Source organism: Mycobacterium sp., assembly GCF_049673265.1.
Taxonomy (GTDB): Bacteria; Actinomycetota; Actinomycetes; order Mycobacteriales; family Mycobacteriaceae; genus Mycobacterium.
The window spans coordinates 1-13,395 of sequence record NZ_JBATXN010000601.1; the positions used below are offsets into that span (position 1 = coordinate 1).

At 66.3% G+C, this 13,395-nt stretch carries 14 protein-coding genes and 1 pseudogene; 11 read left to right on the forward strand and 4 right to left on the reverse strand.

All coding sequences use genetic code 11. From position 1 onward, the window contains the following. From WBF82_RS20235 to WBF82_RS20270, 8 genes and pseudogenes are all read left to right on the forward strand, one after another. Positions 1 to 820 (forward strand): acyl-CoA carboxylase subunit beta (locus WBF82_RS20235; RefSeq protein ID WP_424384717.1); only part of this gene is annotated, 820 nt, incomplete at its 5' end. Next, a pseudogene (locus WBF82_RS20240) lies at positions 796 to 1,128 on the forward strand (acyl-CoA carboxylase subunit epsilon); the annotation flags it as partial. The gene WBF82_RS20235 and the pseudogene WBF82_RS20240, both read left to right, overlap by 25 nt. Before the next feature lie 106 nt (positions 1,129 to 1,234). After that, positions 1,235 to 1,858, forward strand: a complete 624-nt coding sequence (locus tag WBF82_RS20245; RefSeq protein ID WP_424384718.1) for a Maf family protein — start codon at positions 1,235 to 1,237, stop codon at positions 1,856 to 1,858. A 102-nt stretch (positions 1,859 to 1,960) separates the two neighbouring features. After that, positions 1,961 to 2,851, forward strand: coding sequence for a sulfurtransferase (locus WBF82_RS20250; protein WP_424384719.1), 891 nt, complete (start codon positions 1,961 to 1,963; stop codon positions 2,849 to 2,851). Further along, entirely contained in the window at positions 2,851 to 3,270 is a 420-nt protein-coding gene (locus WBF82_RS20255) for a SufE family protein (RefSeq protein WP_424384720.1), read from the forward strand. Before WBF82_RS20250 ends, WBF82_RS20255 begins: the two co-directional genes overlap by 1 nt. A gap of 112 nt (positions 3,271 to 3,382) precedes the next feature. Further along, a complete protein-coding gene (locus WBF82_RS20260; protein ID WP_424384721.1) occupies positions 3,383 to 5,179 on the forward strand; it encodes an acetyl/propionyl/methylcrotonyl-CoA carboxylase subunit alpha in 1,797 nt (598 codons plus the stop codon). 14 nt (positions 5,180 to 5,193) lie between these two features. Then, a complete protein-coding gene (locus tag WBF82_RS20265) occupies positions 5,194 to 5,583 on the forward strand; it encodes a hypothetical protein (protein WP_424384722.1) in 390 nt (129 codons plus the stop codon). A 131-nt stretch (positions 5,584 to 5,714) separates the two neighbouring features. Next, the gene (locus WBF82_RS20270; RefSeq protein ID WP_424384730.1) at positions 5,715 to 6,167 is read left to right on the forward strand and encodes an STAS domain-containing protein; all 453 of its coding nucleotides are present in this window, start codon (positions 5,715 to 5,717) and stop codon (positions 6,165 to 6,167) included. Here WBF82_RS20270 and WBF82_RS20275 read toward each other — a convergent pair. Beyond that, positions 6,138 to 6,926, reverse strand: a complete 789-nt coding sequence (locus WBF82_RS20275) for an RNA polymerase sigma factor SigF (RefSeq protein WP_424384723.1) — start codon at positions 6,924 to 6,926, stop codon at positions 6,138 to 6,140. The two genes, WBF82_RS20270 and WBF82_RS20275, sit on opposite strands and share 30 nt — an antisense overlap. Continuing rightward, positions 6,923 to 7,363 carry an ATP-binding protein gene (locus WBF82_RS20280; protein WP_424384724.1) on the reverse strand — a complete coding sequence of 147 codons (441 nt, stop codon included), beginning with the start codon at positions 7,361 to 7,363 and terminating at the stop codon, positions 6,923 to 6,925. Before WBF82_RS20280 ends, WBF82_RS20275 begins: the two co-directional genes overlap by 4 nt. Positions 7,364 to 7,575: 212 nt before the next feature. Between WBF82_RS20280 and WBF82_RS20285 the strand changes: the two genes are divergently transcribed. Further along, on the forward strand, positions 7,576 to 7,773 hold the full coding sequence (locus WBF82_RS20285) for a hypothetical protein (protein WP_424384725.1): 198 nt from the start codon (positions 7,576 to 7,578) through the stop codon (positions 7,771 to 7,773). Positions 7,774 to 7,805: 32 nt separating this feature from the next. On the opposite strand, the gene usfY is transcribed toward WBF82_RS20285, so the two are convergent. Together usfY and WBF82_RS20295 are read right to left on the reverse strand one after the other, a co-directional pair. Next, positions 7,806 to 8,117: a protein UsfY gene (gene usfY / locus WBF82_RS20290; RefSeq protein ID WP_424384726.1), complete on the reverse strand. Its 312-nt coding sequence runs from the start codon at positions 8,115 to 8,117 to the stop codon at positions 7,806 to 7,808. A 97-nt stretch (positions 8,118 to 8,214) separates the two neighbouring features. Beyond that, positions 8,215 to 8,601: a hypothetical protein gene (locus tag WBF82_RS20295; RefSeq protein ID WP_424384727.1), complete on the reverse strand. Its 387-nt coding sequence runs from the start codon at positions 8,599 to 8,601 to the stop codon at positions 8,215 to 8,217. A 244-nt stretch (positions 8,602 to 8,845) separates the two neighbouring features. Here WBF82_RS20295 and WBF82_RS20300 point away from each other — a divergent pair, with 244 nt between their 5' ends. Both WBF82_RS20300 and WBF82_RS20305 read left to right on the forward strand, forming a co-directional pair. Then, a complete protein-coding gene (locus WBF82_RS20300) occupies positions 8,846 to 9,529 on the forward strand; it encodes a TetR/AcrR family transcriptional regulator (RefSeq protein ID WP_424384728.1) in 684 nt (227 codons plus the stop codon). A gap of 20 nt (positions 9,530 to 9,549) precedes the next feature. Next, the coding region (locus tag WBF82_RS20305; protein WP_424384729.1) for an ATP-dependent helicase at positions 9,550 to 13,395 on the forward strand (3,846 nt) is incomplete at its 3' end.

A 13,395-nucleotide genomic window follows, 5' to 3' on the forward strand; every position in this document is an offset into this window, starting at 1 on the left:
GCCTAAGTATCCGGCGCCAGTGCCCGAGGGATCCATCGAGGAGAACCTCACCGCCGAGGACCTCGAACTGGACACGTTGATCCCCGACTCGGCCAACCAGCCCTATGACATGCACGAGGTGATCACCCGCATCCTCGACGACGACGAGTTCCTCGAGGTGCAGTCCGGTTACGCCCAGAACATCGTGATCGGCTTTGGTCGCATCGACGGCCACCCCGTCGGGATCGTGGCCAACCAGCCCACCCATTTCGCCGGCTGCCTGGACATCGACGCCTCGGAGAAGGCGGCTCGATTCGTGCGCACCTGCGACTGCTTCAACATTCCGATCGTCATGCTGGTGGACGTGCCGGGCTTCCTGCCGGGCACCGACCAGGAATACAACGGCATCATCCGGCGCGGCGCCAAGCTGCTGTACGCCTACGGCGAGGCCACCGTTCCCAAGATCACCGTCATCACCCGCAAGGCCTACGGCGGTGCCTACTGCGTCATGGGTTCCAAGGACATGGGCTGCGACGTCAACGTCGCCTGGCCGACCGCGCAGATCGCGGTGATGGGCGCGTCCGGCGCGGTCGGTTTCGTCTACCGGCAGCAGCTCGCGAAAGCGGCCGAGGACGGCCAGGATGTTGATGCGCTGCGGCTGCAGCTACAGCAGGAGTACGAGGACACCTTGGTCAACCCGTACATCGCCGCTGAGCGGGGCTACGTCGATGCAGTCATCCCGCCGTCGCACACCCGCGGCTACATCGGGACCGCGCTGCGGCTGCTGGAGCGCAAGATCGCCCAGATGCCGCCGAAGAAGCACGGGAACATTCCACTGTGAGCGGAACGAGCGGAGCGAACGCAGTGAGCGACGGGAGTGACGCGAACAATCCGGCTCCTGTGAGCGACGAACACGAAACGGCCACAACGCCTGAAGCCCACGAGCCGCACATCCAGGTGCTCAGCGGCAACCCGACCGACGAGGAGCTGGCCGCGCTGATCGCGGTGCTGGGTAGCGCCGTTGGCGGCCGGAGCGAGGCGGCGCCGCCGGAGCACAGCGGGTGGGGGCTACCTGTCGACAAGCTGCGCTACCCGGCCTTCAGTTGGCAGAAGATCACGCTGCTGGAACGCATCCACATGCGCCGATGACGATGCAGTGGGGGCGCTCCCAGCTGCGCAGCAGCGAGGGGGACGCAGCGATGCTGTGGGGGCACCTCCCGCTTGCGGGGGCGAATGGCGCCATTCAACCCCGCCGATGACCCGACTCGTACTCGGGTCCGCCTCACCGGGCCGGCTCAAAGTGCTACGGCAGGCCGGCATCGAGCCGCTGGTCGTGGTCTCCGGCGTCGACGAGGATGCGGTCATCGCCGCGTTGGGACCCGACAACGCCCCGGGTGATGTCGTCCGCATCCTGGCCCAGGCCAAGGCCGACCAGGTTGCCACCAAACTGGATGATGCGATCGCAGCGGATTACGTTGTCGTTGGCTGTGATTCGATGCTTTACATCGACGGCCAGCTGGTCGGCAAGCCGACATCAGCCGACGCGGCGCGAAGCCAGTGGCAGTCGATGGGCGGCCGGGTCGGGCAGCTCTACACTGGCCACTGCGTGGTCAGGCTGATCGACGGCAACGTAACTCAGCGTGTGTCCGAATCATCTGCTACCACAGTGCATTTCGCGAGACCAACCGCAGCAGACCTGGAAGCCTACATCGACAGCGGCGAACCGTTGGCCGTCGCCGGCGGATTTACCCTGGACGGGCTGGGCGGCTGGTTTGTCGACCGCATTGAAGGCGACCCGTCCAACGTCATCGGGCTAAGCCTGCCGCTGACACGCGCGCTCCTGCAACGGGTCGGCCTTTCGGTCGCCGAGCTGTGGTAGCCCCGAAACCGGCCTTTTGCAGCCAAAGTACGAGAAGGGCGCGGCAAATCGCCAATTTCGGGCGGGCCGACCCCGATGAATGTCCCCGGGTAGGCTCGCAGTGTGCCATTAGCAGCAGATCCCAGCCCGACGCTGAGCGCCTACGCGCACCCGGAACGGCTGGTGACCCCCGACTGGCTGGCCGGCAACCTGGGTCAGCCGGGGCTGGCCATCGTTGAATCCGACGAGGATGTCCTGCTTTACGACGTCGGCCATATCCCCGGTGCGGTCAAGATCGACTGGCATACCGACCTCAACGACCCACGGGTGCGCGACTACATCAACGGCGAACAGTTCGCCGAATTGATGGACCGCAAAGGCATTTCCCGAGACGACACCGTGGTGATCTACGGGGACAAGAGCAATTGGTGGGCCGCGTACGCGCTGTGGGTCTTCACCCTTTTCGGCCACCCGGATGTGCGGCTGCTCAACGGCGGACGCGACCTGTGGCTGTCCGAGGGACGCGACACCACTTTGGATGTCCCGACCAGAACCTCGACCGGCTATCCCGTCGTGCCACGCAACGACGGCCCGATCCGTGCCTTCAAAGACGACGTGCTGGCGGTGTTGGGCGCTGAGCCGTTGATCGATGTGCGCTCGCCCGACGAGTACACCGGCAAGCGCACGCACATGCCCGACTACCCCGAGGAAGGGGCGCTGCGCGCCGGACATATCCCGACGGCACAGTCGATCCCGTGGGGCAAGGCGGCAGATGACAGTGGCCGGTTCCGCAGCCGCGATGAGCTGCAACAGCTCTACGGGTTCATCGAGCCGGACGACAAAACGATCGTCTACTGCCGCATCGGTGAGCGGTCCAGCCACACCTGGTTTGTGCTGACACATCTGCTCGGCATCCCCGGCGTGCGCAATTACGACGGCTCCTGGACCGAATGGGGCAATACCGTCCGGGTGCCGATTGTCGCCGGCGAAAGCCCGGGAGCGGTGCCGGTCTGATGAGCATGCCCGCGCCGTTGGCCGAAGTGCTGTCCGACTTCAGCGAAGTTGAGGGCCAGGACAAGCTCAAGCTGTTGCTGGAATTCGCCAACGACCTTCCGGCGTTGCCCGCCGATCTGGAAGAGGCGGCGATGGAGCCGGTCCCCGAATGCCAATCGCCGGTGTTCCTGCACGTCGACGCCAGCGACGTCAACCGGGTGCGGCTGCACTTCAGCGCTCCGCCCGAAGCGCCCACCACGCGTGGCTTCGCGTCGATACTGGCCGCCGGCCTCGACGAGCAGCCTGTCGCCGACATCCTGGCGGTGCCGGAGGATTTCTACATCGAGCTTGGCCTCGCCGCGTTGGTCAGCCCGCTGCGGCTGCGTGGCATGTCGGGCATGCTGGCGCGGATCAAGCGACGGCTGCGCGAGTCCGGCTGAAGTAGGCACCGGGTCGTATCGCTCACGGCGCGGCGCTTAAACTTCCCCCGACACGACTTGTAAGAATTTCTCTTAGACAACGTGAGAAGTCTTCAGCCCTACAGGAGGCGCAGTGCCTAGTCATGCCAGCTCGACGATCTCCAAGGTTCTTGTCGCCAATCGCGGTGAGATCGCGGTCCGGGTGATCCGCGCGGCCAAGGATGCCGGTTTGCCCAGTGTGGCGGTGTACGCCGAGCCCGACGCCGACGCTCCTCACGTGAAGCTGGCCGACGAGGCGTTTGCCCTGGGCGGTCAGACCTCGGCGGAGTCCTACCTGGACTTCGGCAAGCTCCTGGAGGCCGCCGAGAAGTCCGGCGCCAACGCGATCCACCCTGGCTATGGCTTCCTTTCGGAGAATGCCGACTTCGCCCAGGCCGTGATCGATGCGGGTCTGATCTGGATCGGGCCCAGCCCACAGTCGATCCGCGATCTCGGCGACAAGGTCACCGCACGCCACATCGCCGCCCGCGCGCAGGCCCCGCTGGTGCCGGGCACTCCCGAACCGGTGAAGGACGCCGACGAGGTGGTCGCGTTCGCCAAGGAATACGGCGTGCCGATCGCGATCAAGGCCGCCTTCGGCGGCGGTGGCCGCGGCATGAAGGTGGCCCGCACCATCGAGGAGATCCCGGAGCTGTTCGAGTCGGCGACCCGCGAGGCTGTCGCGGCGTTCGGCCGCGGCGAGTGCTTTGTCGAGCGCTACCTGGACAAGCCGCGCCACGTCGAGGCACAGGTGATCGCCGACCAGCACGGCAACGTCGTCGTCGCTGGAACCCGTGACTGCTCGCTGCAGCGCCGCTTTCAGAAGCTGGTCGAAGAGGCGCCCGCGCCGTTCCTGACCGACGCGCAGCGCAAGGAAATCCATGAGTCGGCCAAGCGGATCTGCAAAGAGGCCCACTACTACGGCGCCGGGACCGTCGAATACCTGGTCGGCCAGGATGGCCTGATCTCGTTCCTCGAGGTCAATACCCGCCTGCAGGTCGAGCACCCGGTCACCGAGGAGACCGCGGGCATCGACCTGGTGCTGCAGCAGTTCAAGATCGCCAACGGCGACAAGCTCGACATCACCGAGGACCCGACGCCGCGCGGGCACGCCATCGAGTTCCGGATCAACGGTGAGGACGCCGGTCGCGGCTTCCTGCCCGCGCCCGGCCCGGTCACCCGGTATGACATCCCCACCGGGCCCGGTGTGCGGCTGGACTCCGGTGTCGAAGCCGGTTCGGTGATCGGCGGTCAGTTCGACTCGATGCTCTCCAAGCTGATCGTGTACGGCGCAGACCGGCAGGAGGCATTACGACGAGCCCGCCGTGCTCTTGCTGAGTTCCACGTCGAAGGACTCGCCACCGTTATCCCGTTCCACCGCGCGGTGGTGTCGGACCCGGCGTTCATCGGCGACGACAACGGCTTCTCCGTGCACACCCGCTGGATCGAGACCGAGTGGAACAACAACATCGAACCGTTCACCGGCGGCGAGCCGCTCGACGAAGACGACGCCCGGCCGCGTCAGAAGGTTGTGGTTGAGGTCGGCGGTCGGCGGGTGGAGGTCTCACTTCCCGGTGATCTGGCTCTCTCCAACGGCGGCGACCCTGCTGTCACCGGTGTGATCAGGAAGAAGCCGAAGCCGCGCAAGCGTGGCGCGTTGGCGGGCGCGGGGGCCTCCGGCGACGCGGTGACCGCGCCGATGCAGGGCACCGTGGTGAAGGTCGCCGTCGAGGAGGGCCAAGAGGTCAGCGCCGGCGATCTGGTTGTGGTGCTGGAAGCGATGAAGATGGAAAATCCCGTCACCGCACACAAAGACGGCACCATTACCGGGCTGGCAGTCGAGGCGGGCGCCGCGATCACTCAGGGCACGGTCCTCGCCGAAATCAAGTAGCTCTGGCAACCGCATTGGATCCTGTCGAGATCAACGCCGGGCAGTGGTATCTGCGCGCACCGCGCGCCGACAGCCGCATCGACGATCGTCCTGCTCTCGCCGAGCTGGGGGAAGCTGACCCGGAGTACGTCGCCCGCCGTGCCGCATCGTGGTCAGCGAATACCCGCTACTCGTGGGCGGTGTGCGAGGTGACGACGGGTGAGTTGCTGGCCGAGGTGACGCTGGACCCGGACACCGGTGAGATCGCAAGCCGAGCCCGGCCTGGGTACGCCGGGGCTGCGGCCACAGCCGCAGAATCGGTACAACGATTTGCCGCTGGACTGGGTTTCGTAGAAGGGACCGGAAGGCCCCCTAAAGATATTTGTAGGCCCGGTGCGGCCGGAGTACTGTTCGAAGCAGGTTGAGTTCACAGCCGCCCGGACAACGTTAATTGACGTAGGGGGAGGCTCGTTCTCCCGGCCTCTCTTCGCGCGCGGCCTACCCGCTTGACGTGATCCTTCAGCAATTTTGCTTGACGACTGACGGAGTCACCCCGATGTTTCCTACCAGAACAAATTCTGCGTCCCCGGTTTGCGGGACCGATCACCCAATCCCGTCAGAGCCATGGGAAAACCACAGCGCGCGCTTCACCGCCGAGTGGGGCCCGTCGTTCGTGGTAATCACCGCGCACGGTGAGCTCGACGCATCCAACGCCAATCAGCTCGCCGACTATGTCGCGCTCTGCGCGGCCCATCGCAACGCGGTGATCTTGAACTTAAGCGGCCTGGAATTCTTTGGAACTGCAGGCTTTTCGGCCCTGCACACCATCAACGTCCGATGCGCTGGCGCCGATGTGCCCTGGGCCCTCGTGCCAAGCAGGGCCGTTACCCGATTGCTGCGGATCTGCGACCCGGACCATGCCCTGCCGCTGGCCGACTCGGCGCCGGACCTTCTGGACGACGACGAACAGCCGTTCCGGCTACTCCAGCTCGTCCCGCAGCTGCGCTAGCGACTTAGCGAGCAACCGCGAGACGTGCATCTGCGAAATGCCGACTCGCTCGGCGATCTGTGTCTGCGTCATCGACTCAAAGAACCTGAGTACCAACACAGTTCGTTCCCGCTCCGGCAGCCCGTCGAGTAGCGGACGTAGCGCTTCGCGGTTCTCGATCCGCTCAAGGCCGGTGTCCACATCGCCGAGCGTGTCGGCGATGGCTCGGGCGTCGTCATCCCCACTGCTGGCACCACTATCAATGGAAAGCGTGTTGTAGGAGCTACCGGCCACCAAGCCCTCAATGACCTCCGTGCGATCCATATCGAGTTCCACGGCGAGCTCCGAGGCCGTCGGTGCGCGGCCCAGCCGCTGGGAGAGATCCGCGGTTGCCGTCCCAAGCCGCAAGTGCAGTTCTTTTAAGCGCCGCGGAACCTTGACCGACCAGCTGTTGTCCCGGAAATGCCGACGGACCTCCCCCATGATCGTGGGCACCGCAAAGGAGACGAAGTCGGAGCCGGCATTAACGTCGAAGCGGGCGACGGCGTTGACCAGCCCGACGCGCGCCACCTGAACCAAGTCGTCCCGCGGTTCGCCACGGCCCTCGAAGCGGCGGGCGATGTGATCGGCCAATGGCAGGCAGCGCTCCACGATCTTGTCCCGATGGCGCTGAAACTCCGGCGAGTCGCCGTCGAGGGTGGCCAACTCGCGGAACATGTCCGGAACGTCAGCGTATTCATTGGGACGAGATGCAGAACCGCCGACAGCTCGCGCTGTCACGTGTGAGAGTCCGCCCGCCGGGTCGTCAGGATGACACCGAAGACGCCGCGCCGGCCATCAGGTTCGTGACCGTCGTGGAACGTCTGGACGTCGTCGGTGAGCGACGTCAGCACGTGCCAGCTGAAGCTGCCCGGCGTCACCACGTCGTAGTTGTCACATGCCGCCGACGCCTCGACCACTAATTCGTCGTCGCGCGGATCGACTACGACTGCCAGCGTGGCGTCCGGGACCGCCGAGCGGATCAACCGGGTGCACACCTCGTCGACCGCCAAGCGTAAGTCGGCAACTGCATCGAAATCGAGATCCTCAAAGGTGCCGACCGCCCCGACCAACGTGCGCAGTACCGCCAGATTCTCCAGCCGCGCAGCAACTCGCAGTTCGATCGCGCGGTCGCCGCGTTGCTGGTTCGTATCTTCTTGCTTTTCGGCAGCGGTCATCGGGCCTCCCGGCAGTATTTGAGTGACACTACCCTTGGGCTCCAGCCGGTTAGCCACGATCGCCGCCGGGTATTAGGTAGCCCACAAGCCAACGCTCAGGTGACCGGGATACCGAGGCAGGAACGGGCATCATCAAGCTCATCATGGTGTACAGCTGATACCCACTAGCCTCGGCGAATAACCCCGCTTGATCAAGCCGAAGGTGAAGCCTCATGGACAATCACCACCGCTTTTCCGACGAGACCCCCGTCGCCGACGCCGTCGAGCAAGAGCAAGAAACCACGCCAGCACCCGCCGCCGCCGATCGGGAAATACCGCCGGTAGAGGCGGACGCGTCTGACTGGCAGGAACAGCACCAGGAGATCGCCGACGACGACCGCGACGAGTACCGCGACGAGTACCGCGATTAACGACTCGAATGCAGCTGCGGTCCTCGGCTTTGTCAGCTTGCAGGCCGTTGGCGCGGCACGTCGGGGTGTGCGTCATACCAGCGGTCTTCGACTCTGCGCACGCGCCGATGCTCGGCCGCCAGCCAGACCAGACCGAAGGTCATCGTCGCGACGGCGACCACCCCTGTGGTCATGCCCTGGCTCGGGTGTCCGGTCCCGAATGCCGCCAGACAACCCACGACGGCGATCACGCCCGCCACGACTAATAGATAGCCGGGCCAGCGCAACACATCGATCATCGACTCGCCTGCGTGTGACCGTGTGGTCCGCACATGGTCGACGGGGTCACGATAGGTATCACCCATGATTGCGTCCCCTCTCCCAGCCCTTTGGGCCGTGCCTACCACGTTAGAACGCGTAAAGACGGCGCGAAAGTACTTGCCATAGTTGCCTGAAGTCCGGTCAACCAGCCAGAACGGGTCCGGCGATGGTCGGCATACCCATCGTGAGCGTCACCAGCATCAGCATCAAAAGAAACCACCCGGCGCCCTGCCAGGCCCACCAGATTCCGCCGTCGCGCCAGATGCGATAGGTACGCAGAAACGCTCGACACCCCGCGCCGAACAGGATGAGCGGTGCGCCAACCGCCAGCATCGTCAATTGGGGCGCGCCACATGCGACCGTGTCGATCGCCATCGCGCCTTTGCAGGTGCTGGCCCACAGTGCGGCCACGATGAGGAAGGCCAGCCCTGCGATGGCGGCTAGAACCGCGAAGCGCACGGCGGCTTGCACCTCGTTGTCCTCATGCCCGAGGCGGTCACCACCTGGGCTTTGGTGCTGTGTCTGCATCCTGAACCTCTATCCTGCGTGCGGCTCATAGAGCGCCACCATTATCACCCGCCGCCACACGGGCCACACCCGTATTCCCCAGGATCAGGCAGCGGTAAACACGGCCCGCGTTGCCCGACGGGACGCCGAAAAAGCATCGCTCGACGCGGGTGGATTATTGACGGGCGCGTCGGCAAAACATGATTGCAGAGGCTTCCTGAGCGTTGACGGCCTGCGCGAAGGATCGACAAGTACCATCTGCTCTATGCGAACGCCCCGGCGCCGGTTATCTCCGGACGACCGCCGCGCCGAGTTGCTGGCGCTCGGCGCGGAAGTCTTCGGTAAACGACCCTACGACGAAGTACGAATCGACGAGATCGCCGAGCGCGCCGGCGTGTCCCGCGCGCTGATGTACCACTACTTCCCGGACAAGCGGGCGTTCTTCGCCGCCGTCGTCAAGGGCCAGGCCGACCAGCTGTTCGAGACCACCAACATCCCGCCGTCGCCAGGCCAGTCGCTGTTCGAGGAAACCCGGGACGGCGTCTACGCCTACATGCAGTACCACCAGGAGCACCCGCACGCCGCCTGGGCTGCATACGTCGGCCTCGGCCGCTCCGATCCGGTCTTACTCGGCATCGACGACGAGGCCAAGGATCGGCAGATGGAACACATCATGAGCCGCATCATCGAAGTCGACGGCTCGGGTCGTGAGCTGCCGCCCGACGTGGAGCGCGACCTGCGCATCGTCGTCCATGGCTGGCTGGCGCTGACCTTCGAGGTGTGCCGGCAGCGGATCATGCACCCCCAGACCGACGCAGGGCACCTGAGCGAAACATGCGCTCATGCGCTGCTCGACGCGATCATCCGGGTTAATGGGATTCCCGAGAACCTTGCCAAGGGGGTCGGGCCCGACCAGCGCGTGACAGTCAAGCTGCCGAACTTGTCGTAGCTCGTTGCCATGATGGCTAGGTGAGCACACTGCCCGCCGATCCACTCGCGCGGTTTCGTGTCGTCACCCGGGATTGGTTCGCCGGTACATTCGCTGCGCCGACCGCGGCTCAGGCCGAGGCCTGGGCGGCGATCGCCGATGGCCATAACACCCTGGTGATTGCGCCGACCGGTTCGGGTAAGACATTGGCGGCGTTTTTGTGGGCGATAGACAGACTCGCCGCGTCATCGGTCGAGCGAACGCCCGGCACCCGGGTTCTGTACGTATCACCGCTGAAGGCCTTGGCCGTCGACGTCGAGCGCAACCTGCGCACCCCACTGGCGGGAATGACCCGGGTCGCCGAACGGCGCAGTCTCCCGCCACCGGAGATCACCGTCGGGGTGCGATCGGGCGACACCCCGCCGGCGCAGCGCCGTCAGCTGATCGCCCGGCCGCCGGACATACTGATCACCACGCCGGAATCGCTGTTCTTGATGCTGACCTCGGCGGCGCGGGAGACCCTGGCCAGCGTGGAAACCGTGATCGTCGACGAGATCCACGCGATCGCCGGCACCAAGCGGGGCGCGCACCTGGCGCTGTCGTTGGAGCGGCTCGATGCCATGTTGACGGCACCCGCGCAGCGCATCGGCCTGTCGGCGACCGTGCGCCCGCCCGAGGAGGTGGCCCGGTATTTGTCCGGCGGTTCACCGACGACCATCGTGGCGCCCGCGGCGGCGAAGACCTTCGAGCTGACTGTGCAGGTGCCCGTCCCCGACATGGCCAACTTGGCGGACAACTCCATCTGGCCCGATGTGGAGGCACGGCTGGTTGACCTGGTCGAAGCGCACAACTCGACGATCGTATTCGCCAACTCGCGGCGGCTTGCCGAGCGACTAACCGCCCGGCTCAACGAGATCCACGCCGAACGCTCGGGTGTTGATTTGGAGGCCGCCGCCAATCCGAAGGTCGCAGGTGGCTCCCCGGCCCACCTGCTGGGCAGCGGGCAAACGTACGGCGCCCCACCAGTTTTGGCCCGTGCCCATCACGGCTCGGTCAGCAAGGAGCAGCGTGCGATTGTCGAAGAGGAGCTCAAATCTGGGCGGCTGAAGGCGGTCGTGGCGACGTCGAGCTTGGAACTGGGCATCGACATGGGCGCCGTCGACCTGGTCATCCAGGTGGAGGCGCCGCCCTCGGTGGCCAGTGGCCTGCAGCGCATCGGCCGCGCCGGACACCAGGTTGGCGAGATCTCCCAAGGGGTGCTGTTCCCCAAGCACCGCACTGATCTGATCGGCTGCGCGGTAACCGTGCAGCGGATGCTCACCGGTCAGATCGAAACGATGCGAGTGCCCACCAACCCCCTCGACATTCTCGCCCAACATACGGTGGCAGCTGCAGCGCTGGAACCGCTCGACGTCGACCGCTGGTTTGACACCGTGCGACGTAGTGCGCCGTTCGCGACACTGCCGCACAGCGCATTTGAGGCAACGCTGGATCTGCTGTCCGGAAAGTATCCGTCAACCGAGTTCGCCGAGCTGCGGCCGCGGCTGGTTTACGACCGCGATACCGGCACGGTCACGGCACGGCCGGGCGCGCAGCGGCTGGCGGTCACGTCGGGTGGTGCGATCCCGGACCGCGGCCTGTTCACCGTGTACTTGGCCACTGATTCTGAAAAGCCTTCTCGGGTAGGCGAACTCGACGAGGAGATGGTCTACGAGTCCCGGCCGGGCGACGTCGTCTCGTTGGGAGCCACCAGCTGGCGGATTACCGAGATCACCCACGACCGGGTGCTGGTCATCCCGGCGCCGGGTCAGCCGGCCCGGCTGCCGTTCTGGCGCGGCGACAACGCCGGGCGGCCGGCCGAGTTGGGCCGAGCGGTCGGCGAGTTCACCGGCGAGCTGGCCGGCCTGGCTCGCGATTCTTTCGAAACGCGTTGCGCTGAATTGGGTTTCAATGACTTCGCCACCGACAACCTGTGGCGGCTGCTTGACGACCAGCGCACCGCCACCACGGTGGTCCCCAGCGACGCCACCTTGCTGGTCGAGCGGTTCCGCGACGAACTGGGCGACTGGCGGGTAATCCTGCACTCCCCCTACGGCATGCGTGTACACGGCCCGCTCGCACTAGCGGTGAGCCGGCGACTGCGCGACCGCTACGGCATAGATGAAAAGCCGACCGCCTCCGACGACGGCATCGTGGTCAGGTTGCCGGACACGTTCTCCGAGTCCGGGCCCGCCGAAAAGCCACCGGGCGCAGAACTGTTCGTCTTCGATGCCGACGAGATCGACCCGATCGTCACCGCAGAAGTGGGCGGTTCGGCGCTGTTCGCCTCGCGTTTTCGAGAGTGTGCCGCCCGCGCGCTGCTGCTGCCGCGTCGCCATCCCGGCCGCCGATCGCCGCTGTGGCATCAACGCCAGCGCGCCGCGCAGCTGCTCGACGTGGCCCGCAAATATCCGGATTTCCCCATCGTCCTCGAGGCCATCCGCGAATGCCTGCAGGACGTCTACGACGTACCGACGCTGGCTGGGCTGATGGCCGACATCGCCACGCGCAAGGTGCGCGTGCTGGAGACCGAAACCGCGACGCCGTCACCGTTTGCGGCGTCGCTGCTGTTCGGCTATGTCGGAGCGTTCATGTACGAGGGCGACAGCCCACTGGCCGAGCGTCGCGCCGCGGCCCTGTCGCTGGACACGACGCTGCTGGCCGAACTGCTGGGCCGCGTCGAGCTGCGCGAGCTGCTCGACCCGGAAGTCGTCGCCGCCACTGGCCGGCAACTGCAGCATCTGTCCGCCGACCGGGTGGCCCGGGATGCCGAGGCAGTCGCCGATCTACTGCGCCTGCTCGGCCCGTTGACCACCGAAGAAGTCGCCGCCCGGGCCGGCGGAGCCGATGTCGGCGGCTGGCTGGAAGGACTGTGTGCCGCCAAACGCGCATTAACCGTTTCTTTCGCCGGCCAGAGCTGGTGGGTCACGATCGAGGACATCGGCCGACTGCGCGACGGCGTGGGGGTCGCCGTGCCGGTCGGTGTGCCAACCAGCTTCACCGAAGCGGTCAGCGACCCGTTGGGTGAGCTGCTGGGCCGATACGCCCGCACCCACGCGCCGTTCACCACCGCCGACGTCGCGGCCCGGTTCGGTCTCGGGCTGCGGGTAGCCGCCGACGTGCTGGGCCGGCTGGCCGCCGACGGGCGGCTGGTCCGCGGCGAATTCTCCGTAGAGGCGACCGGTGACCAGTGGTGTGACGCCGACGTATTGCGAATCCTTCGCCGCAGATCGCTAGCGGCGCTGCGGGCGCAGGTCGAGCCGGTCGGCACCAGCGCCTATGCGCGGTTCCTGCCGAGCTGGCAGCAGGTCGGCTCGAGCGCAAATGCCGGCGTCGATGGGCTTGCAGCCGTCCTCGACCAGCTGGCCGGCGTCCCTCTGCCCGCCTCGGCGGTCGAATCGCTGGTGCTGTCTCCTCGGGTACACGGCTACTCCCCCGCCATGCTCGATGAACTGCTGGCGTCCGGCGAGATTGTCTGGTCGGGTGGCGGATCCATCTCGGCCAGCGACGGCTGGATGGCGTTTCATCGAGCCGACACCGCGCCGCTGACCCTGACGACCCCCGACGCGATCGAGCTGTCCGCGGCCCACCGGGCGATCCTGGACATGCTGGCCGGCGGTGGCGCCTTCTTCTTCCGGCAACTCGCGCAGACCGGCCTCGGCGAGCATGAGCTCAAAGCGGCGCTGTGGGAGCTCATTTGGGCCGGCTCGGTCACCGGCGACACCTTCGCGCCGGTGCGCGCGATGCTCGGCGGCGGCCCGGGCAGCGGCAGACGCTCCACTCCCGCGCATCGGCCGGGGCGCGGAGCGCGTCCACCCCGGCTGAGCCGCTTTCACGTCGCGCACGCC

Bases quoted from the DNA above. Each gene is read 5' to 3' on its own strand.
- WBF82_RS20300 (WP_424384728.1), top strand. From the start codon at position 8,846: ATGCGAACGCCCCGGCGCCGGTTATCTCCGGACGACCGCCGCGCCGAG.
- WBF82_RS20285 (WP_424384725.1), top strand. From the start codon at position 7,576: ATGGACAATCACCACCGCTTTTCCGACGAGACCCCCGTCGCCGACGCC.
- WBF82_RS20245 (WP_424384718.1), top strand. From the start codon at position 1,235: ATGACCCGACTCGTACTCGGGTCCGCCTCACCGGGCCGGCTCAAAGTG.
- WBF82_RS20295 (WP_424384727.1), bottom strand. From the start codon at position 8,601: ATGCAGACACAGCACCAAAGCCCAGGTGGTGACCGCCTCGGGCATGAG.
- WBF82_RS20270 (WP_424384730.1), top strand. From the start codon at position 5,715: ATGTTTCCTACCAGAACAAATTCTGCGTCCCCGGTTTGCGGGACCGAT.
- WBF82_RS20280 (WP_424384724.1), bottom strand. From the start codon at position 7,363: ATGACCGCTGCCGAAAAGCAAGAAGATACGAACCAGCAACGCGGCGAC.
- WBF82_RS20255 (WP_424384720.1), top strand. From the start codon at position 2,851: ATGAGCATGCCCGCGCCGTTGGCCGAAGTGCTGTCCGACTTCAGCGAA.
- usfY (WP_424384726.1), bottom strand. From the start codon at position 8,117: ATGGGTGATACCTATCGTGACCCCGTCGACCATGTGCGGACCACACGG.